At 41.6% G+C, this 21,795-nt stretch carries 27 protein-coding genes; all 27 read right to left on the reverse strand.

The features are described 5' to 3' along the window. Positions 1-19 precede the first annotated feature (19 nt). Entirely contained in the window at positions 20-1,090 is a 1,071-nt protein-coding gene (gene bglB / locus AB4111_RS04235; RefSeq protein WP_442030602.1) for a beta-galactosidase BglB, read from the reverse strand. 34 nt (positions 1,091-1,124) lie between these two features. Then, positions 1,125-3,680 (reverse strand): hypothetical protein, encoded by a 2,556-nt coding sequence (locus tag AB4111_RS04240; RefSeq protein ID WP_442030603.1) that lies wholly within the window; start codon positions 3,678-3,680, stop codon positions 1,125-1,127. Positions 3,681-3,685: 5 nt separating this feature from the next. Then, positions 3,686-4,504: a carbohydrate ABC transporter permease gene (locus tag AB4111_RS04245; protein WP_442031573.1), complete on the reverse strand. Its 819-nt coding sequence runs from the start codon at positions 4,502-4,504 to the stop codon at positions 3,686-3,688. Between the two features lie 5 nt (positions 4,505-4,509). Further along, on the reverse strand, positions 4,510-5,415 hold the full coding sequence (locus AB4111_RS04250) for a carbohydrate ABC transporter permease (protein ID WP_253434207.1): 906 nt from the start codon (positions 5,413-5,415) through the stop codon (positions 4,510-4,512). 89 nt (positions 5,416-5,504) lie between these two features. Beyond that, entirely contained in the window at positions 5,505-6,776 is a 1,272-nt protein-coding gene (locus AB4111_RS04255; RefSeq protein WP_442030604.1) for an ABC transporter substrate-binding protein, read from the reverse strand. A 22-nt stretch (positions 6,777-6,798) separates the two neighbouring features. Further along, entirely contained in the window at positions 6,799-7,680 is an 882-nt protein-coding gene (locus tag AB4111_RS04260) for an AraC family transcriptional regulator (RefSeq protein ID WP_339241878.1), read from the reverse strand. Positions 7,681-7,984: 304 nt separating this feature from the next. After that, positions 7,985-8,785 (reverse strand): phosphotransferase, encoded by an 801-nt coding sequence (locus tag AB4111_RS04265; RefSeq protein WP_442030605.1) that lies wholly within the window; start codon positions 8,783-8,785, stop codon positions 7,985-7,987. 17 nt (positions 8,786-8,802) lie between these two features. Continuing rightward, entirely contained in the window at positions 8,803-9,078 is a 276-nt protein-coding gene (locus tag AB4111_RS04270; protein WP_442030606.1) for a hypothetical protein, read from the reverse strand. 177 nt (positions 9,079-9,255) lie between these two features. After that, entirely contained in the window at positions 9,256-9,795 is a 540-nt protein-coding gene (locus AB4111_RS04275) for a GNAT family N-acetyltransferase (protein ID WP_442030607.1), read from the reverse strand. Positions 9,796-10,009: 214 nt separating this feature from the next. Beyond that, the gene (locus tag AB4111_RS04280) at positions 10,010-11,197 is read right to left on the reverse strand and encodes a glycoside hydrolase family 5 protein (RefSeq protein WP_442030608.1); all 1,188 of its coding nucleotides are present in this window, start codon (positions 11,195-11,197) and stop codon (positions 10,010-10,012) included. A 207-nt stretch (positions 11,198-11,404) separates the two neighbouring features. Next, positions 11,405-11,821, reverse strand: a complete 417-nt coding sequence (locus AB4111_RS04285) for a hypothetical protein (RefSeq protein WP_442030609.1) — start codon at positions 11,819-11,821, stop codon at positions 11,405-11,407. Between the two features lie 26 nt (positions 11,822-11,847). Further along, positions 11,848-12,876 carry an alpha/beta fold hydrolase gene (locus AB4111_RS04290; protein WP_442030610.1) on the reverse strand — a complete coding sequence of 343 codons (1,029 nt, stop codon included), beginning with the start codon at positions 12,874-12,876 and terminating at the stop codon, positions 11,848-11,850. Between the two features lie 49 nt (positions 12,877-12,925). Next, positions 12,926-13,564: a hypothetical protein gene (locus AB4111_RS04295; protein WP_442030611.1), complete on the reverse strand. Its 639-nt coding sequence runs from the start codon at positions 13,562-13,564 to the stop codon at positions 12,926-12,928. Then, on the reverse strand, positions 13,561-14,106 hold the full coding sequence (locus AB4111_RS04300) for a GNAT family N-acetyltransferase (RefSeq protein ID WP_442030612.1): 546 nt from the start codon (positions 14,104-14,106) through the stop codon (positions 13,561-13,563). Before AB4111_RS04300 ends, AB4111_RS04295 begins: the two co-directional genes overlap by 4 nt. A gap of 32 nt (positions 14,107-14,138) precedes the next feature. Beyond that, entirely contained in the window at positions 14,139-14,606 is a 468-nt protein-coding gene (locus AB4111_RS04305; RefSeq protein ID WP_442030613.1) for an NUDIX domain-containing protein, read from the reverse strand. Positions 14,607-14,987: 381 nt separating this feature from the next. Then, positions 14,988-15,431 carry a GNAT family N-acetyltransferase gene (locus AB4111_RS04310; protein WP_442030614.1) on the reverse strand — a complete coding sequence of 148 codons (444 nt, stop codon included), beginning with the start codon at positions 15,429-15,431 and terminating at the stop codon, positions 14,988-14,990. A 59-nt stretch (positions 15,432-15,490) separates the two neighbouring features. Next, complete coding sequence (locus AB4111_RS04315) at positions 15,491-15,949, reverse strand: GNAT family N-acetyltransferase (RefSeq protein ID WP_442030615.1); 459 nt, start codon at positions 15,947-15,949, stop codon at positions 15,491-15,493. Next, a complete protein-coding gene (locus AB4111_RS04320) occupies positions 15,946-16,527 on the reverse strand; it encodes a hypothetical protein (RefSeq protein ID WP_442030616.1) in 582 nt (193 codons plus the stop codon). Before AB4111_RS04320 ends, AB4111_RS04315 begins: the two co-directional genes overlap by 4 nt. Then, positions 16,524-17,066, reverse strand: a complete 543-nt coding sequence (locus tag AB4111_RS04325) for a GNAT family N-acetyltransferase (protein ID WP_442030617.1) — start codon at positions 17,064-17,066, stop codon at positions 16,524-16,526. Before AB4111_RS04325 ends, AB4111_RS04320 begins: the two co-directional genes overlap by 4 nt. A 2-nt stretch (positions 17,067-17,068) precedes the next feature. Beyond that, positions 17,069-17,569, reverse strand: coding sequence for a GNAT family N-acetyltransferase (locus AB4111_RS04330; RefSeq protein WP_442030618.1), 501 nt, complete (start codon positions 17,567-17,569; stop codon positions 17,069-17,071). A gap of 25 nt (positions 17,570-17,594) precedes the next feature. Continuing rightward, on the reverse strand, positions 17,595-17,951 hold the full coding sequence (locus AB4111_RS04335) for an NIPSNAP family protein (protein WP_442031574.1): 357 nt from the start codon (positions 17,949-17,951) through the stop codon (positions 17,595-17,597). 495 nt (positions 17,952-18,446) lie between these two features. Next, on the reverse strand, positions 18,447-18,914 hold the full coding sequence (locus tag AB4111_RS04340; protein ID WP_442030619.1) for a DUF2691 family protein: 468 nt from the start codon (positions 18,912-18,914) through the stop codon (positions 18,447-18,449). A 50-nt stretch (positions 18,915-18,964) separates the two neighbouring features. After that, complete coding sequence (locus AB4111_RS04345; RefSeq protein WP_442030620.1) at positions 18,965-19,495, reverse strand: AAA family ATPase; 531 nt, start codon at positions 19,493-19,495, stop codon at positions 18,965-18,967. A gap of 12 nt (positions 19,496-19,507) precedes the next feature. Beyond that, positions 19,508-19,993, reverse strand: a complete 486-nt coding sequence (locus AB4111_RS04350; protein WP_442031575.1) for a GNAT family N-acetyltransferase — start codon at positions 19,991-19,993, stop codon at positions 19,508-19,510. 74 nt (positions 19,994-20,067) lie between these two features. Then, positions 20,068-20,304, reverse strand: coding sequence for a DUF952 domain-containing protein (locus AB4111_RS04355; protein ID WP_442031576.1), 237 nt, complete (start codon positions 20,302-20,304; stop codon positions 20,068-20,070). Beyond that, positions 20,226-20,522, reverse strand: coding sequence for a hypothetical protein (locus tag AB4111_RS04360; RefSeq protein ID WP_442030621.1), 297 nt, complete (start codon positions 20,520-20,522; stop codon positions 20,226-20,228). The genes AB4111_RS04355 and AB4111_RS04360 overlap by 79 nt, the downstream gene beginning before the upstream one ends. Before the next feature lie 188 nt (positions 20,523-20,710). Next, positions 20,711-21,775: a polysaccharide deacetylase family protein gene (locus tag AB4111_RS04365; RefSeq protein WP_442030622.1), complete on the reverse strand. Its 1,065-nt coding sequence runs from the start codon at positions 21,773-21,775 to the stop codon at positions 20,711-20,713. Positions 21,776-21,795 lie beyond the last annotated feature (20 nt).

Genomic DNA, 21,795 nt, shown 5'->3' on the forward strand with positions numbered 1-21,795 from the left:
TGCACATGCCCGCCTTATTTTATTCGGTGGCTGGGACCCGCAATCCCTCAATCAGGATAAACAATGTCAGTGCTTGTCCATAACCCATTGGACTTATAGATATATCTTTATAGAACTGAGCGTCCTGCCCCACAGGAGTTCCGTAGGACACCTGCTGTACAACTCCGTTATCATCAATTTGCTGCAGCACTGCTTCAAGTGCCCTCTTACCGGTATCGCGATAGGACTCATCCAGATATCCGTACCGGATTCCCTTGAGAATACCGTATCCAATCGCTGCCGTTGCGGAGGTTTCTTGGTAAGAGTCCGGATCATCCAGTACAGTGTGCCACATCCCATCCTCACTCTGAAGCTTGCTCAGCGATCTGACTTGAGCGGTAGCTGTATCCAAAAGATAGGCCTTCAGCCCATCTTCAATGGGGATGATATTCAGAAAATCCATAACCCCCGCCGTATACCATGCATTGCCTCTTCCCCAATGAACAGCACCATAGTTATGATTTTCGTTGAAATCCCAGCCGTGATAGAACAGCCCGGTTTGTTTATTATATAGGTATTTAATATGCACAAGGAATTGCCGCTTGGCTTCTTCCACATAGGCTGTTTTCTTAAAATATACCCCAGCCTTGGCCAGAAATAATACCGTCATAAAAAGGGTGTCAATCAGAATCTGGCCATTGTTGGCGTCTCCTGTGATCATATGCTGGAACGCACCATCTCCGGTTCGTAGCAGTTCGTCCATAATCCAGCTGCTCCATTCTTCACAGACACGTTCATATTCCTTGTTTCCGGTTAATTCGCATAGTGATATCAACGTAAGCAGCGGAGCACAGGTATTCACATTTTTTTCTGGTAACCCTTCCATCAGCCTTGCATTGTACCATGATTCGAGAAATTCCAGCGCCTCGGCATCCTTCGTTGCTTCATAGAACTGAAGTAGGCCATAAAGGCCGACACCTTGCGGCCATTCCCATAGGTGGATGTCGATTAGTCCAATGGGAAACTGTTCGTTGATGCTTGTATTTTTCATCGATTTCATGGCATCGGATACCCTGCTTATTTTCTCCAGAAGCACTTCTTGATTCGGCATTATGGCTCTCACTCCCTAGATTTATTGCTCTTCATCAACGATTGATGTCCTGTAACTGCAGCTGTCCCCTTACGCCATATCCGTCATGTACAATTTCCTCTCCTTGAACAAGAAAAGGCTTGTTCATTCCCCACTGAATGGAACCGTATACCGAATCGGTCAGGCTGAGCGTCAGAGCAGTACTGTCGAATTGCGGGCTGGAGGAACGAACTTGGTTTATAAAATGGCTAAATGATCCGAATTGCAGTTCGTTTCCTGCTCTGATGATCCAGGCGTTACGCAATCCAGGAGAAATAAGTTCACGCTCTTTTGTCACCCCATTGGTCTCCATACTCGTCCCGTTGGCAGCATATAGCGCCACATATCCTTTATTCAGACGGGCAAAATACCAGTTCTCATGCTGCGCCCACTCTGTGAAAAAGCTCGCAGGAAAATAAGCATGTGTCCAATCCGAAGTCTGATCTGCCGGAATATCAAACATCATTAGAGCGATCCCCTCATGCTGAACAACGTCAGGCAATATCCCGTTTCCAGCCCAAAAGCAAGGTCGGCCATCTCCATGCTTGTAGATTTCTGCTGGATGATTCACCCATATCTGCGCTTCAGGGGACAGAGACAGATGGTTGACATGCTCCTGATAACCTGGCTTGCCTGGACGAAAGCGAATGATTGAGGAAAGAGCGTACTCCTCTGACCGATGATGATAGAGCTTGGCGTAACCTCCCTTGCCCTGCTCATTGGCGAACACCAATTGCTGATTTTCCCCAAGCAACAGATGCTCCTGATATGCTGCTGGAGGAATGTAATCTGATAAACTCAAAGCAACATTGCTGATTGAATAATTGTTAACATTGCCGATGCCATAACCGATCCAGCACATGGAAGTCGTTCCAGCTGCATAACTACCCAGCAGTTCCTTCTCATAACTGCGGCCAAACGTTGTGGACATGACGCCTTGATGCATCTGAACGGTAATATAATAGAATAGCAGGTCCATTGCCTTTTTCGCTTGCTGCCTGAGCTGCTCATTATGGGCAAATTCATAGATATGCAACAGCCCCACTGCATCAATAGGAATGTATGCACTTGAATTCCATTCTGCCAATCCTTCATCCAAAAAGCGCTCAAACCATAAGCTAAGCCGCTGCTCCGCTTTTTGACGGTGAACTTCACCGGACTCACCACTGTTGCTGAATGTTTCAGTCCCGAACAGTTGTCCGGCTAACAGCTCATTGGTATGGAATAACAGAGCATGGTTCTCACTGAAGAACCACATCACATCATCACCAGGTTCATCAATCCAATATCGATAGCCCAGGATACTTGCTTTTACCCGATCCCAGAACAATTCACTGAACAGACCGCTATTTCGTTCATCTCTCCACAGACGAAACAGCCCCACCAGATAGAAGTCACTGCAATCCTTTCGTTGCTCGATCCCTTCCACACCTTCAAGCAGCATGTTCTCCGCTTCTTGCAGATTGCCATTTGTTTTTAACATGGCGATAGCCGTATGAATGTTACGACTGCCCTTCTCAGCAATACATTGCAGAGCCAGAGATTTGCGTGCTTCAATATCCGCAGCTTGCTGAGCAGCTTCATCATAATCGGTATCGTAGGATTGACAGCCGAACTTCTTCGTCAATGCTACGTTTGAAACTGAAATCGTCAGCGTGAAGTATACGTAATGATGGCCAATTTCATTGGTGTGTGCCAAAACCATATCCGTTTCCTTTTCGGCTATGTGTATTGTCTTGTTTTCGGTGCCATCAAAGAAATTGCCATACTGGATATCAACTTCTCTAACGATGTCCGGTAAGGGAAGCGGCAGCTTGAGCTTAATCTGCTCCCCTCTAAAGAGATCCGAAGGAAAATAAGCCTGTTCAAGGGCTTGTTCTGCGGATTTCACGTTTTCCGCCAAATGAGGAGCAATAGGCAAGGAAATTTCCAATTCCTCGTCTCCCAGGTATTCCACCGCAAAAGCATACATGGTATCCCGCTCAGCGAGATCCTCCCAGCAGGCATAGATCTCATTGATTCCGGCTACAAGTTCAGCTTTGATAACGATTTCCTGCTCCTTGTTACGCATGAGTGGCGCAAAATCCGTTACTACTTCCCCATTCACCCACAATGTCAGACTGCCATAGGTCTTAATCCGCAAAGAGGCGGTATGTGTAGTCGCAGAAATCAGCCTTGTCGCGGCGTAACTGCGCAGATGTGTCGGTACAAACCAAAATCCGGATTGCTCCACCCGTGGATTATTCCAGGGAGAATACAGTGTCCACGGCATCCCGTTTTCTTCTCCAACGAAGCTGTCTCCCGGGCTAGGAAACTCGCTCCATTGGTCAAAAAATCGGTTCACTGGCTGCGTTCTCCTATGTTCTACAAATTCTTTTCTGCATGGATTCTCATGAATGGCAAAACCATCGATAAGCCAATCATTAATATCTCCCTCCATCGTTGTTGGAACAAAGGCAACAGGCTTCGTATATATGCCGCTGATTATCCAATGATTAATGACCTGATGGTGGCCTAATTTCATAGGTTTATAATTCAAGGTATCCGTCCCGTCACGGGTAATATCTGACATTCAACTCATCCTTTCATTCCTGAAGTAATCATACCGCTGACAAAATAACGCTGGAAAACCATAAAAACAATAAGTACCGGAAGCATCGTGATTACGGACATGGCCAGGAGACTGCCCCAATCTACGTTGTATTCACCAATAAAATTAGAGAGCGCAAGCTGAATCGTATATTTTGATGGATCACTAATAGCAATTAACGGCCATACAAAATCATCCCATCTCCACATGAAGGAGAAGATCGCAAGCACGGCCAGAATCGGCTTCGCTATGGGAAGAATAATGCTCCAGTAAATTTTCCATTCACCGGCTCCGTCCATCCGGGCAGCTTCCAGGAGTTCGTCCGGTACGCTTAGCAAGTACTGCCGCATAAGGAACACACCTGTCGGAGTTGCTGCTGGCGGTATAATAATCGCGAGCAGGCTATTATACATCCCAAGTGCACTCAGTACCTTGAATATGGGGATCATAATGACCTCAATCGGAATCATGAGGGTTGAGATAAAAGCGATTAATATGATCGAGCTTCCGCGGAAGCGGTACTTCGCGAGTGCAAAGCCTGCCATGGAGTTGATCAGCAACAGCAGCAGCGTTGAGCTCAAAGTTACGATTGTACTATTCATAAAATACAATCCAAAATTACCTTTTTTGAATGCCTCCTTGAAATGCTCGAAGGTGACTGGCTCCGGCCACAACTTCGGAGGAAAGCTGTACAGATCGCTATTCGTTTTCAGGGCAGAAATTACGACCCACAGAACAGGCAGGAGCCACACCACTGCGGCAACACTTAACATACTGTAAATGACGATTTTGACCATAGGTTTCATTACCATCACGTAGCCCCTCCTTTCGATAGACGGAATTGCAGAGCTGAGAATCCGCCAATGAGGATAAACAGTATCACCGACATGGCGCTGGCTAGCCCAAGCTCCTGCCTGTTAAAGCCAATCTCATAGATATATTGAACAATATACGTGGTTTCCTTGCCCGGCCCACCGCCTGTAAGCGCAAACATAAGTGGGAAGGCCTTGAACGCGTCAATCAGACATAGCATAACAACGAGTAAGCTTGTAGGCTTCAAAAGTGGGAGGGTAATATAGCGAAATACCTTTGTTCCCGTTGCGCCGTCCAAGCGGGCAGCTTCATAATAATCCGTAGGTATGGCCTGCAAGCCTGCGATAAAAATGACCATGAAAAAGCCTGCACGAGACCAAACTGTTGCGATAATCACAGCCGTATTTGCCCAAAAGGGAGAGGTCAGAAAGCCTACAGGTTCCACACCAACCACCGTTAACAGATGATTCAAGATGCCGAATGAATCTCCAAAAATCCACTTCCAGGTCAACCCTACGATAATGTAAGAAATCATGGTCGGCCAGTAAAATACGGCCCTGAAGAACCCCCGCATTCTAATCTCGCGCGCAAGCAGCAACGCAATGCCTAATGCTGCTGCATAGATTAGCGGGACAACAATTGCTGCATAAATCCCCGTTCGTCCGATGGTCGACCAAAATTCCCGATCCCCTATGATTTTGATATAATTCTCCAGCCCGTTGTACTTCATTGGGTTCAATCCATCATAGACATGGAAAGAATAATAGAGACCCAATAAAGAGGGAAATACGATAAACGTTCCAAAGATCAGGAGGTTGGGAAGTATAAACAGATAAGGAGCAATAACGAGCTTCCTGTTCTGTTTTGCCAGCGTATTACGATTTGATCGTTGTCCTTCACTCATCTGCTTGCCCCTTTCTTATGCGTTACTCGAAAGGGAGCTTAACAGGAATCGATAAGCCCCCGTATAAGAATCAAGAAATGGTTTTACGCTTATTGACTGCCAATAGCCTCGTTAATCAGTTTGGCTGTTCGATCCAGTGCTTCCTGCGGAGTTGCCTTGTCTGACAGAACGTCCATAATGTTATTTTTCAAATCCGTTGAGATTTTAGATATAAGCGTTTGCTTAGACCAGTCATTCGCTGCAAGAGGTGAACTGTTCTTCAGTTCATCCGAGAAAATTTCAAACATCTCCTTGCCAAATTCATAATCCAATACGGAGCTGTCCTTCCGTGGACTCATAAACAATGATTCTTGATTATATTTGGAATTCACTTCTTTGGAGGTTAAATATTCAATGAATTCTGCTGCCTCCTGCTCATAACCACTGCCTTTGAAAGCCATGAGAAACTTCCCGCCAGGCACAGATGAACGTTGTGTTCCTTTCGGCATATAGGTGACGCCCCATTCGAAATCGGTGATATCCTTGTAATTGCTAATCATCCAGTTGCCAGCCCAGTGGGTAGCTACCGTCCCGGAACGGAACAGGTTGTTGGGGTTCTCCCCTCCGAGCCATACCGATTCAGGCATAATTCCATCTTGATGAAGTTGCTTGAACATCTCCATCGAACGGATTCCGGCTTCACTGTTAATGGCCGCCGCACTGCCATCCTCTGTTAAGATACTTCCACCATTCTGGTACAAAAGAGTGGACCATCGATGCGGAGTGACATCCCATACCATGCCATATCGTGCTCCACCTTTGTCCATAACCTCTTTTAATGCAGCGATATATTCCTCCCACGTCCATACCTGATCGGGTGAAGTAGGTACCTTGACGCCCGCTTTATCAAATAAGGTTTTGTTATAAATAAGTCCATTCGCTGTGACGTCCATAGGCGCAGCCACCAGCTTGTCATTCATAACATAGTAAGGTTTAAGAGAGTCGATAAATTGATCCTCAAATTGACTGGCATTGTCCACGTAGGGTGTAAGATCAACCGCCTGATTAGCAAATGATCCGGTATCCGTGACCCGGCTCAGAGCAGGTGGCTTTCCACCAGATAACATTGTTTTTAATTTGGTTTGCATGTCCTTGAAACCAACTTCAATCAGATTGATCTTAACTTTGGTATTCGTTTGCTCATAATCTTTAATGATTTCCTTAATGACTTCTCCTTCTTTTCCATCCGAGAACCACAGGAAATCCAGCGTCGCTTGTTTCGAATTAGCATTGTTACCTGTATCTCCGCAAGCAGTCAGTACGATGAGTAACATGACCATTACCAGGCTAGTGATGAGCTTAAACGTTGTTCTTCTTGTCATATCAACATCTCCTTGGAAGGGTTTAATGAATTTTGGCTTCGTTAAGCAATTCATTTTTGCGGAACAACTGTGGTGATACACCCACATATTGTTTAAAAGCCCTGCTAAAATATACAGGTGTGTTAAAACCTAACGTCTCAGATATGGACAAAATCGGTGCATCCGTAGACAGTAATAATTTTTTGGCCTCTGCAACCCTCTTCCGTATTACATAATTGCTTATGGTATATCCCGTTGTCTCTTTGAAAGAATGACAAATATAGTATTTATTCAAATGGAGTGTTTTGGACAGATCATCCAAAGAAACATTCTCCGTGTAGTTCTGGTTTAAATAATGAAGAACCCGGCTTACGCTGGTCTGCTTCTGGGAAGAAAATAAAATAGGATCCGCGGATTGCTCACTGGTCGTTTTCCGGTAAATCCGCAGCAGCAATTGGGTAAGACTTAATTTAATCATTGTTTTGTGTCCTGTATTTCCTGCATCCATCTCCTCCTTGATCCCCTTAAATATACCTGTGATGTGTTCACGCTCCTCCAGGGACCAATGCACCAGCAATCCATTGGGATGTCGGAATATGGACATCAGATTCTCCAATTGACTCACAGCAAGCATGTCCAGTAACAATAATTCCGTAAAATTGACGAAACTTCGCTTGTATACGATTTCTCTTGAAGGATTGATCCGATGGGGCACACCCCCTCTGAATATAAACATATCTCCAGGCAGCGGCTTATATATTCGGTCACCGATTAAAAAGGTCGCGTCTCCTTGGATAAAATAATGAATCTCATACCCATTATGCGTATGAACAGGCCATTCATCCTGAAAATTATCTGCTTCTGATCGCACGTAAACTTCATTTTCCTGCAAAGCAATATTCGTCGGGGTGTGTATGGTTAGCATCAATAAAGATCTCCCTTCCCAGAATATAAATAGCAATATAGTTTAATAATTTACAATGATAGCGCTTTACAATGAATTGTATCACAGTTATTTCAATCTAATCCGAACAATATTGCTGTATTGTTGATCACAATTGTTGAAAATGATTAGAAAGGAATTCATAGGGAACAGACGTAGACAACAAAAAAACCGCTGACAGCCCATAGGCTATCACGCGGTCAATTAGCTAACACATTGAAACATCTTCTAATCTTTTAATAAAACTCATCACCCTCGAAATAACGTCTCTATGATTCGTTACTTTTCAAGCCCAATCATCCCAATGTTTTTTAAGAAAAATAACTTCTTTCTCGTAATGGGACAGATGGCCTTCTTCTACCATTTTGATAAAAGCGACTTCCCCGGCAGCCGCACGATCAGCCAATGTCTTACACATGAAACGGATGCGAGACAACACCCATTGCTTCAAATCCGGCGGTACAGCCACTCCGTATGTGCTCAGGAATAATTCAATGCGTTTCTTCCGAACGGCTGCGTGCACTTCACTGCAATAAGGGATAACCTCCTTACCACTCATCTGAGTTGGCGGTGAGAAATTCGCCAGCGGAACGCAAGTATATAATGTATAGGCAATATCCCACAGGCGCGGACCCGGGCCGACCATATCGAAATCGATAATCCCCTGTGGCACGCCTTCCTTAAATACCACGTTGTATAGTGCAAAATCGTTATGACACACGACCTCATGTTGCTCCGTATCAGAATAGGCATTGCTGGATTGAGCGGCAGGCAAGTACGAAACAGTCGCATCATGATAGGTTCTCAAAAGTCTTGCAACTCCCATTAGTGATTCATCTGACCACATGTACGCTTCAATCTCGGGATAATCATTGCCTGGAACGTGTCCATCAAGATAGGAGAGCATTTCTCTTCCTTCCGCATCAACACCGAGATATCGTGGAGCCTGGTAAAAGCCCTCCTTTTCAAGATGCACCAGCAGCTCCTGAACATAAGGATCAGGTCTGGAACTCCGGCGAACCGTCTCTCCGATTCTGACAACCTGATTCACATTACCTCCTGTTAATATTTCCTCCTGTTCGGCCACTTTCATCCCTCCTAATACTATCTTTCTTGGGTATGGTTGTGATTACGACTCTTCTTATAACTCCCTGGAAATCCCGCGACTAATAGTATAAAACCAACCAAAAACATAAAGTATACGAGTAATCCTGTTGTATTTTCATTCGTCTGAGCGAATGGAGGCACAGTAGTCCCCCCTGAAGCATATCCTGCTTCTACTATAGCGACAGATACTCGTATTGAAATTCTCTCCATCGTCGAAATAAACACACTGCCAAGCATGAGAATTACACCCAAGATTTTGTTGATATTGTTCATTTTATGCCTCCTAATATGATCCGTCCACCATGTTACATCAGCACGATCTACTTCATGTCTTTCGATTCTCCATTCCATATTCCTGCATTTTATATTCAAATGTTTTCCAAATACACTCTCATCATAGCAAATAGCGCCGCCATCACTGACGCCGCTGTTGTAAACTCACTGAATATGTTACGTAGCCACCACATGATGCAGATCCATACGATGTTCGAAAAAAGCCGTTCGTTCCACATGATACAGATCATAGATCTGTTCCTTGGCATTAATGAATTGATATACATCGGGATACACATCATTGGCTAACTTCACATAAGGCAGTTTTTCTACCGCTTTTCTGGATCTTATATTTTGCTTTCGAATTTTCATAAATACCGTTTCAATCGCATGTTCCAGAAACAGTTCAACAAAAAAGGCTGATTTCGCTCTTTGGCTGTATCCATTACCAAAATACGGGGATCCAATCCATGTAGCCAAGAAACCCGTTTGCTGCTCGATATGATACAGATCAATGGTACCAATCGGCTGCCCTGCTCCATTCAAAATCGTTCGGGTGATTACCTTCTTTTGTTCTTCTTCGACCATTAATTGTCTAGTCAGGAATAGGTACTCTTCATACGATTGACATAGATAACGAACGTAAGGAGAAACTGCGGGGTCCACCATCAAACTGTACAATGAATGGCATTCCTGCAAATCACGTTTTTTTAACATTCTGTCTACCACCTAGTCCTTTGAGTTCGCTATATCGAGCAAATTAAGTATATAAAAGGTATTGTGGGATTTGATGAATTCTGTATATGGCTTATGTAAAATGCATTGGGAAATATTGTGGATATCACCTCCCGCAACAAAAAAAAAAAAAAAACGGCATGTCCCTTTTTCAGGAACACGCCGTTTGCTTGCATGGATTAAGCTAGTTCGTCTATTATTGCATACCTTGCATGATCGCATTAATGATGTTTTGTTGAGTCACGGTATTGTTCGAACGGTTAAACAATGCGAATCCATGTTGACCGTTATGCCCGTTATCCCAATAAACAGGAACCATTTTATATTTTTTAGCTTTTGCTGTAACTGCTTTGGCATATGCTGCACGATATACATTGTTGGTTGAATCATACGATGTTTTATCAATTGAACCGAATTCACCAATCACTACAGGATAGCCCTGAGTGACAAATTTATCGTACATGGACTTGAACTGTGATTCCAAGTAATCCTCTTGTCCCCAAGTAGATTTCTTTGCAGGATTCGTAGCCGTTGCACCCCACTGCGTGATATTACCGTTTTCCTCACCTGCGAAATCCCATGGAGAGTAGTAGTGTGCCGAGATCATAATTCTTTTCTGCGAACTAGGAATGGCCGAGGATCTGAAATTATCTGTCGGGAGCACAAAGCCATAATTACCAACGGTGAAGTCAATATTAGTATTCCAACCTGGAATCAGCAACCATCTCGCATTATTGTTACCTCCGGTCTGCCGTACCGTGTCCACAAAAATTTGATTGTATGCGTTCAGATTAGCGTAATACGCCGAATTCGGATTACCATAGTTGCCATCGAACACCTCGTTCATGGATTCGAAAATAAGACGATCATTGTAGTTGCTAAACTTGGTCGCAATCTGCTGCCATACCTTTTTATACTTTTCCTTAATGGCAGTCTGATTGCCACCATTTACGAGCAGCCATCCACCCTGGACGGAATTGTACCCATCGCCATGAATATTGATGATGACATACATACCTTCATTGTACGCATAGTCCACAACTTGCTGAATTCGATTCAACCATGCCGCATTAATTGTATAATTGGGAGCGCTTCCAATGTTATTCAAATAGGAGATGGGAATACGAATAGACTTGAAGCCCGCAGCTTTCACTTTTTGGATCAGCGCCGGAGTCACCGTAGGATTGCCCCAAGCCGTCTCACTCGGTGTGCCATTTACCGCTGCTTCCAGCTGATTGCCCAGATTCCAACCTGCACCCATCTCAGCCACCACTTGCGAAGCGTCTGCTGCTGATGCTTTAGGGCTCCATCCGGTAAAAGCCACGGCAGCCACTAACACAAGCGCCAAGCTGCTGATGCTGAATTTCTTCCATTTTTTGAACATAACCATACCTCCGCTTATTCTATTATTTTTAACAAGCAGTGCAGTTAATCTATTGATTCAGATTGAATGATTCGAGAATTCGCGCCTCCTTTCCTATCGATCAAACAAATGAAAATTTCGTCTGGCACCAACATAATAACACATATATGGAAAATAAATATATATCTTTATTGCTCTTTTTTGACGATTTACTACAAAATAATCCATCTAACCGTTTAATTTAATTGCTTGAATGTGTTCTTGATCAAAATCAATCATCATGATGTGATCGTGCAGGATATTATCTCCGCAAGATATTGTTGCGCCGTAGTCGGCTATACTGTTAAATGTGATATCCACGCGATAGACTTCAATCTCATTAAACCAATTCTTATGTACCTTTTCATGAAGTTCATTTTCATAATATTCTCGAAAGACAGTCTCACAAGTTGAAAACCACTTGATGTAGTCTTCTATTTTAATGACAATTGAATTTAAAGATGTATTTGTGGACACATATATTCGGACGTCATTTAAATCCTCATCCTGTATGTAATGTTTAAAGATTTGCACAGTATTTAAAAGAGTGTAACACCGGTAACTCTCATCACTCTCTTCTTCAAGCTCAATGAATTCACTTAACAATATGATCTTGCTCCTTTCCATGCATCTTAAAATAGCTCAATTAACCAATTTAAGAATTTATCTTTCTCTTCAAACTGTGGGTAATGCGCCGATTCGTTAAATACAACGAAATCTTTGATCGGTGCATCGAGTACTTTGAAATAATCACGTGCTGCATTCGCAGTGGTCATATAATCATATTTACCCATCACAAAATAACTAGGAATCTCCAGATGATCCACAATATCGGGTAAATTTTGATCAAATGCTTCCCTTAGTAAGATGTCTTGCGAACTGAACATCCCTGAATAAAAGCGAATCATATCTAATCCATTGTATTCGGGATTCAAAAGGAATCCTGAGATATAATCTCTATTCTCATTGATAAGTCTGGCAGCGCCGCCGTACTTTTGCAAAAGAATTCTAGGTGTAAGATCATTTCCTTGCTCAATCGACCCACGAACTAGCTCCAGTTTTTCAACATCCGCTTCATTACCTGCTTGTTTCGCTTGTTCTAACGTGTACTCCAAACTCTCCAGTTCGCTCTGAAGCGTATCTCCCATCTGCCCAATGCCAATATACGCGTGAAACTGAGCTGGCGCCTTAGCCGCAGCTTTCATCCCGATGTATGTACCAAATGAATGACCGATTAATATAACCTTTTCTTGATTTAACTCCTTAGATACATAATCCCTTAACGCTAACAAATCATCTACTAATACATCTGTTGTCAGATTCGAATAATCCTCAAAAAAGTGATAGGACTTTCCGCTCCCACGTTGATCATAATGCACTACAGTGAAGTGTTGCTCAAGCTCCTGCTGATACTTCCTAACGTAAGGAATCTCCGAGCATCCCGGCCCCCCATGCACAAAAATCAGGATAGGATTACTCCGGTCAACTCCCCTGATCATGACCTCGTGACCTGCGCCGTTGATTTCGATCTGCTCTAACATGCTGATGCTATTTTCCCCTTTAATTTGGGGTGTCCATGTGGGAAACATCAAAGCAACTATGGTCATTAACATAATACTTAATAAACTGTACTTGAGTGTTTTACGGATTTTTTTGCGCATATAATGCTCCTTAATTACGGGCTTAAACCTATTTGTACTGACACTTTCTCTAGCGTAGCGGATACAACAATTCAACGGGTTCTTTCATTAGTTCTTCTTGGAAGATGTAATTATGATCGGCTCCTATGATACAGAGGATTCGTTTCCCTGGATGAGCTTCAATTGTATTTTTGACTCTTTGAACCATAATCTGATTACGGACCACCCAGCGGAAGTTCTGTGCCTTCGCATTCACCTGATATAACCATTCATATTTTTGTCTGGTTACGCGATCGAACACTTCTGAATTAAAAGGAATCTCGCCAAACCGATACGTCTCCATTTGCTCCGCAAACCAATGATCATCCTGTTGTTCAAGTTCCTGGCGTTCCTCGCTCGAATAACCGTTAAATGGATCAAACGCATTCCACACATCCAGTTCAAACCAATCAATAGGCACAAATGGGATGTCCTGCTCTTCGCACAAAGGAAATACCATATCCCAAAACTCACTGGCCGGTTCTCCCCAGTATCCTCTATCATGTTTGTCCTTCTGATATCTCAACCAACTCTGTGGATGAACTTCACCACAAATGAGATCTGGCTTAAACTCAGTTATCACATTCTTGTAAAGAGAAAGAGAACAATGATATCGCTCCCTGAGTTCTGGATTATGAATGGTGCCAAGTATGCCTACTGTTGTTGTCATGTGCCCAGCTCCTTTATCATGTGTATATCTTTCGGCTCTCTGTCATAAAGTTCCTGATCAAATTCACTAGTAATCTGGCTGCCCTGGCTTCTGTAAAAGGATACTGCTGATCTCGTTTCTGTGGAGGAGATATACAGATACTGTGCGCCACGTTTCTTAGCCTCTTCACCTAATTGGTTTAGAATACGTTTTCCAACGCCTTGTCTTCTGTACCCGCGTGAGACATACATCAAGTCAACTTGTAATTGATTTTGCTCTCTTCCTCTAAGTTGATGTGCAAGCACTCCGAATCCAATTAATCGCTCCTCAGCAAATGCGCCATATGCCATACCCCCTTGTTCAAGTTCGTACACATATCGATTTTGGATCTCCTCCAAAAGCTTCTTATCCCAGTTGGAGCACTCATGATTTTGTTTTAGCTCTACTAATTCGTTCTCTCTCATTTCATAGATGAGATCAATATGTTCCGAACGGTCTATTTCCCCCAACTGGTTGACATCTTCAAGGGTCAAAGTCCTATATGTTATCATGGTCGTTGCCATCTCTCCTTTAGTTTCAGTTCCTACAGCTTAAATCAGCTTATTTTAATTACAGGCAACTCATTCAAATGATTTATTTCGATGGTGTACTTTTCTAACCCATCGTTGTCAAGTCCATCCCATCTATCCGAGAAATGATAAAACATATCTCCGAAGTTCATCCCTTCAGGCAATACGTCCACAAGTTTTACTTCATCAATCTCCGATTCGGGTAAGCTATCAAGCCATTTAACATCAGCATAAGAGACCATACCAAAGCTCCCATTCCATTCATATACTCCATAAGGTGTTAATTCAAAATGCACTGCACCTGTCTCTTCATAGAGTTCTCTACTTGCCGTATGTAAAATGGTTTCCCCAATTTCTTTGTTGCCTCCTGGGATCTCCCAAACTCCTCTTTTCCTATTTTTGATAATGATGAATTTATGGTTATATTTAGCGATTATCACTGCAAATTTGATTAACTCTGGATCAAGTTCATCTAGATCAAACCATTGACTCATGCTTTCCCTCCAATTACATGACTACTCTTTCAAAATATAATGGTTAAACCACTGAAGTGGTAACAAACTATCATCGGATATAATTGTTGTGAATACCGCAACCAATCCTCGCTTTTGGTTAACAAAGATATACTGCGCTCGTCCACCGCCCATACCCATAGCATAAAACGTTTTATTTTCAGCTTCCTCTTCCTTGATGCTTTTCATTATGCGCCAGTGGTAGCTATATAAGGTGTTGGAAGTAAGAGAAGGACTTACACTTCTAGCAATCCAGTCAGCAGAGATGAGTTGTTTCGAATTCCACTCCCCATTCTGAGCTCCATCCTTTTGTTTCTACAAAATCACCCTGCGTTACGTCCAATGCCACGTTAAGTATTCGTCTTATAATCTTTTCTTCAAGAAATATTGAACAATTCCATCAGGATACTCATCAATTAATCCAAAGACTTTATATCCCATCTTCTTGTAGAATTCAGGAGATTGATAGGAGAATGTGCTTGTGTGTGCAAGCTTACATCCTAAATCAGAAGCCATGCTTTCTGCTTGCATGATTAAAGATTTTCCATATCCTTTCTTTCTGTGTTCCACATCTATCCAAAAATTATCAATATATAATGTTTCACAATATGTAGCACAGAAGATCCCACCAACTGCCTTACCTGTCTTGTCCCGTAAAAAAAGATTTATAGTTTGTCCAGGCTTGTTTAATAAACCATTTGTTTCAGAGACATTATAGTTATATAAGTTATTACAAACGGTTTTATAATCTTCTTCATGATCACCAAATACGATTTGTAATTCACCCTCATGATTGAGATTATTCAATGTTTAAGTCACCTCATTTAGAAAATCATCACATGTAATCTTTACAAGATTAGAATTTTTCACCTTATTGCCAACCTGTAGATCACTTCATCATCTGAATTGGTTCTATTCTCACTAATGAAGGACATGCTCCTATACAAGTTCTGTGCTAATTCGTTATCACGTGCAACCGTTAATGAAATAACCTTGCATAACGGATGCTGTTTCGTGATGTAGTCTAGAATGGCTCTTATAGCGCGCTTTCCCATTCCTTTGCCTTGATAGGATTTATCGATTTGAAAACCACCAATCCAATAATTATCCGTACTATCTGGAGTATAACTCAGATAAAAGAAACCCAATACCTTCCCATTGATCTCAAGTACGTAAGGATCAAATGCTTCATCCCACGGTTTTATATAGGCGTAAGCGATCCCCTCAATAACAGATGGAACTAATGAGATTTGGTGTTCATACAAAGATATCTTCAGCGCCTCTTCCCAATTCTCTCGTGTGACTGATTGAATTTTTATATTCACCTCTGTATCTCCTCTTTCGACAAGCTTTGTTTAAAGCTTTGATTAATTCTAAATTTCTTTTCACTCTCACCTAAAATCACTTCCAAATGATGTTCAATCAACTGTATAACTTGTTTTTTATTCTTAATGATCATTGCTGTCTTGTTATTTTCGTTAATCACATCTATCGCTGCACCTATATTATATTGATGGTTCCACTTCACAATCATCTTGCCTAAGTTATTAAATGACTGCTTGTAATTCCACGGCTGCAAGCCCAGTCTGGACAATACAAACCTCTTTATAATTCGATAATCTCTAATGAAAACATTTGGGGCTAATATAAAAATCAAATCCGCTTCCTGGATGGACTTTAATGTCCAATCTTTGCATTGTGCTCCTTCTATGATCCAAGCCCCTGAACTGACAATAGATTGGACGGATTCATCCCTAACATGTTCAGGGTATCTCAGATTTTCGGCGCTTCTGTCCCAGATGAGATTGTCTAATTCATAGGAAGGAATACCGTATTTATCCGATAATTCTTTGGCTAATGTTGATTTCCCACTACCGCAAGATCCAATAATTCGAATTCTCATACATAATCTTTCTTCAACAATGCATAGATGACATTATCAACAAATCGATTTTTCCAAATAAAATTCTCTTTCAATATGCCTTCTGCCCTGAAGCCAATTTTCTCAAGCAAAGTTCTTGATCCCTTGTTCTCTGGCTCTATAAACGCTTCAATTCTGTTTAATTCAAGGTTCTTGAATCCATATTCAACGATTCTCTGAGTGACCTCACTCATATAACCCTGCCGCCAGAACTCCGGTGCTAATTCATACCCCATCACAGCTTTATGATGTTGTTTCATCCAACCATGAAATCCACATGTTCCAATAATTCTATCGTCCGACTTCAAAGCAATTCCCCAGCGGATAACCTGACCGTTTTGGAATCGTTCATTCCATCTTTGTACGAGGTCTTCTGCTTGTTTCATATTCGTAAAAGTTTCTACATCGTAGAATCTTGTAACTTCATCTGAAGAAAAAATATGAAATATGTCTTGGGCATCACTCTCTTTAATCTCTCTTAACAGCAATCTTTTGGTTTCTAGTTCAGGAAAAGGAGTCATATTCAATTCACCTCAATCGAGTACACCGCTACTTTTTTCCCTATGATGTCTACGTCCTTCTCGTGTTTCATGCCATTCTTTTGCGCGACTTTCATAGAACCCACATTGCCATGTTGAATTAACGATATTAATCGTCTCTGTTTCAAGTGATCCATGCCATATTCTTTCCATGCTTGTGCTTGTTCATATCCGTAACCCATACCCCAGTATTGCTCCATAACCCAGTAACCAACTTCAAGCTCATTCGCGCCTTCAATAAGTTGAGGAATCAGTCCAGAGGTTCCAATCAACTTTTGATCCTCTTTATTGAATGCAAGGAACAGCCCCTTATCGTCTTTATTCCAGTTGATGAACTTTTCCAGGCTTTGCATCGTTTCTTCCTTCGTCCAGGGTCCTCCATGTCTTATAAATCTCATCATATTTGGCTCACGTGTCATCTCGAAAAGCAAATCGAAATCATTTTTGGTATATTTCCGAAATATAAGTCGCTCTGTCTCTATCATACTCTCATCTCCTTTTTCTTATATTTCACTTCAAAATTGTTTGTTCGCGATCCACTGTCGAAGTGAAAAATGCTTGCCTAATTTCTTCTCGAAATACTTCTTGATACCGATGTCTTCCGATTTGATCAAAACGCGCTTGAACTCGCTTTACGTGTTCTGTATCTGATTTTATCTTTGTCTCAATCTCTTCGTATTGTTCAGGGGTATCGTATTCCCACATCGCAAAAATCTCGCTGGTTTCATCATCGATGGGTGTGTGCCATCTCCCAATAAGTCTTGATCCATATTTCAATTGGGACGGCAGTAAAATATCATTAAATAGAGCATTAAACTCTTCTACAAAAGAAGTCGCAATAACATAGGTTTTTCTCCTATAAATCATCATCTGTACCTCCTTATGAGTAATAGAAGCAATAGACCTATCTCGTCATAATTCCCGATGTAATTTTCATGTTCAGAACACGTATTTCTCAGATATTCCATTTGGTCATCCCAATAGTAATCGGACAAGGTGAAGTCCCTCCTTCATTAAGATGTAATCGTATTCATAAACATTCAAATATCATTCAGGAAAATGATTAGAGTGTGTCTTCAAGCTCAAGCAATTTTCTAAGGAACATAGGACATCTTATTCGGCCTCCACGTCCTCTTTAAAATTGTAAGGAACCTGAGACATTTTATTCCCCAATATCATCTGACAAAAACGCTACAAAAGGCTATTTATTCAAATATAGCGTGTCTCAGATTCCTTAGTTTTCGGAGAGCGTCTCAAACCCCCGAATAAGACGTGTCAGGTTCGTTAGACAAATTACTTAAGTGTTACTTGCGGCAGCAGGGCGGTCTATCGAACCTTAGCACTTAATTCCAAGCGCCTTTATCACCAGACCGATAGTGTTGTCCTCCTATCATTCTCATCCGTTACATAATTGAGAGATTTAAACCCCTGTCTATTTATATGATTATATAATTCCTCGATTTTTTCCGGGTCTTTGCAATAAACTGTGACGTAGATACTATCAATTACAAGAAGAACCAGCCGACAGTCACTCAACATATAATCTTCATAGGTGATTACATCAGTTATTTTTGCACCTTTTGGAAATGCTTTTAAATTGGAAAATATTAAATAATACTCGTTGTTATCAATAATTTTTTGTAGTTCTTCTCCATTCATGCCCATAACCATATCCGGAAAAAGATCATCTCCTAACGTATCGTCCTCAATGAAATAGGATTCTTCTCCACCAATAAACCAATCGAAATTAGATACTCCTATTGGTTTTAAAATATCCCCAAGAAAGCTACCATAAGTATTTGGAATCTCAAACTGTATGCCTCTGTTCAATTGTTCACCCTCTTATCATTTTTACAGTTCGTAGCATAATAACAAAGCAGTTATCTCACCCGATATTTCTCATTGTTTATAATTTCACTGACGATTTCAGGTAGTTGATCTTCTGTAAAATGATTTGTATACAGCTTGTTATCTACTCTCAACTCCAGATGATTTTCAAACTCATCCAGCAGAATCACACTTCTTTCTTTCATTTGATGTTCTTCTGCTCTTAGACAATCTCTATGAATAATGGTTTGACGATCCACCATCAATACAACATAGATTACGCGAACATGATAGTCTGCCAATTCTGTCATTAATCCATCAACGTCTTCCGGAAAGGAAACATAGTCCAAAACTACATCGTATTTATAATCCAATAAATTTTTCACTAGACTAGATATATTTTTCCACGTTAAGTCGTTTGTATCCTTATCAAGCCAAGGTTTACCTCGTCCTTTAACCGGCAAGTGGCTAACCGCATCTCCAGAGATGTATGCACTTTTATCTAAAGTCTGCACCAGCAACTTGGAAGTTGTAGATTTCCCTACTCCTGGGGGTCCAGATACAATATATAGGTTATTATTCATTTCGTATTCCCCTTACAATATCTTTTGGAAACTTCCAATATCCAGTTTTCTATCAAATTTATATCCGATCTCTTTGAACAGAGCACATTGTTCATAACCATTTCTCTCGAATAATGATTTACTTCTCGTATTCTCCATGCAAATCGTCGCAATTAAGGTATGGAATCCTTGTTCTTTTGCAACTTTCTCAATATAACGAAGTGCTTGTTTGCCCAAGTCTTTTCCCAAAATATCGGGCTTCAAATATATAGTGACTTCTCCACAAATGTCATATGCCTGTTTACTCTTATATTGGGTGATCAGAACATAGCCCATCATTTGATTGTTTTCAAGAATGACGTACGTTTTATACCGCGTATCCTTGTTCATCACAGAGGATTTAATCTGATCCAGGTCTAATTCCTCTGTATGAAACGAAATCGTTGTATTCATTACGTAGTAGTTATAAATACTTCTTATTTCAGGGAGGTGCTGTTCGTTTACTTCTTCAAAGGTCACTGTCGTCAATTAAGATCCATCCTCTTCTGTTCATTTTCTTCAACAAAATCAGCGTCTATTTAAGAAATCTCACATCACCGAATTCCCTCTAAATCAGTAGGTAACAAAAATCTGCCTTCTGTATCAGGCTCAAAATCATATGTATGCAATACGGCATCTAGATTTAACTCACCGTAAATATGAGGATATTCCCTGCCTTCATTATACAGATATTCCCATATAACTTCTGCTCTTATTTTAGGACCTTCTTCAATATGAGTTCTATGATTTCCCTGGTTTCCAGATGGTCGGTAACAATGTGGGTTTGAAATTGTTCATTCTTGAAAGCTTCAACACACTTGGCTGCTTGTTGATACTGCCAGCCTCCATGTTCATCTCCGCGTTTAGCCAAACGATGATATATCGTCTCTTCTGTAGCCGTTAGGCAAAAATGATGAATATCCTGATCGATCCCTCTCATCCCGTTATAGATGTAATGAGAGTTTTCCTCTTTTCCCGAACCAAACGCGCCGTTAATCATAATGATCATTGGATCAATCCACTCCTAATAAACAAATGGTTTCAATACACACCAAATTTTCCCTGTCCACATTTTCATCCATTATAAATGTTTCCCTTCCACTTTTGTATTACAAAATGTCCAAAAACACGATGAAATCCCATTGGGCTTCCAATGGGATTTCATATCTGTACATTTTTCAATTAACCCTGCGATAATTAATTTATTTCCAAGTAATCAATATACACGTCCCATGTCCCGTCATCTGCGGTTACAACCAGCTGAATCTCCTGGTTTCCTGTGCCATGAGTAACATTATTAAGCGTATACACCGCAGGGTTGTTTCCTCCGAAGTAAAAGGTCCCCTTGGTCTGTCCGCCAATCTTCAAATCCACTCTAGCCATATTGGCATTGTTTGAAGCCCCACGAAGTGAAAAATTGTGAGTGCCCGTTGCAAAATACTGCGTGTATTTAACCAAATCATTGTTAGCATAGAGCACTACTCCATTGAAAGGAGAGCTTATATTCCCTGTGTACTGGCCACCTTTGGTCATATTCTCAGCTTCCACTTTTGTTGAAGTACCTGGAGGATTGGTCGTGCCTCCATCAGGCGCGACTGCCCGACCTGTCGCCGGTGAGATCATGCCGGAGCAAAGGCCACGATTCTTCAGATTTTGTGCAATCTGCGGAATCGCCTGAAGTGTCGTCTGGTACTGATCATGCATTAGAATGACATCACCACTTTTCATGGTGTTCACAGCCGCTACAATCTGGGTTGCACTGGCGCCATTCCAGTCTTGGGAATCTACGTTCCACAGCACTTCAGTCAAGCCATTTTGGCTCACAACGGATTTCAAGGTTGCATTAGTCGCACCGTAAGGAGGTCTGAACAATTTAGGTGAACTTCCAGTAATGGACTGAATCGTTTGCTGTGTCCGTGTAATCTCTGACGACATCTGAGAACTGTTTAACGTAGTCATATTCGGATGTGTATAGGAATGATTGCCGATCCACATGCCAGCTGCCACCTGTGCAGTAACCAGAGATTGATTGTTTTGCGCATTTTGTCCAACATTGAACATCGTTGCCCGTAAACCAGCCTGCTTCAATGCGTTAAGCATGTTTGTTGTATTTCCAGATGGGCCATCATCAAACGTCAAGCCTACATAACCATTTGGACAGGCTGCGTCCGCAGCACGAGCATCAGGCACTGCAGGAATGGAGAACAATGTACTGAAGAGTGCGAGAGATATTACCGCTTTTGCCAGCTTTCCTTTGAACATAATATTACCTCCTCATATTT

Origin of the sequence: Paenibacillus sp. 2KB_22 (genome assembly GCF_052115745.1) — a bacterium.
In the GTDB taxonomy this organism is placed as follows: domain Bacteria; phylum Bacillota; class Bacilli; order Paenibacillales; family Paenibacillaceae; genus Paenibacillus.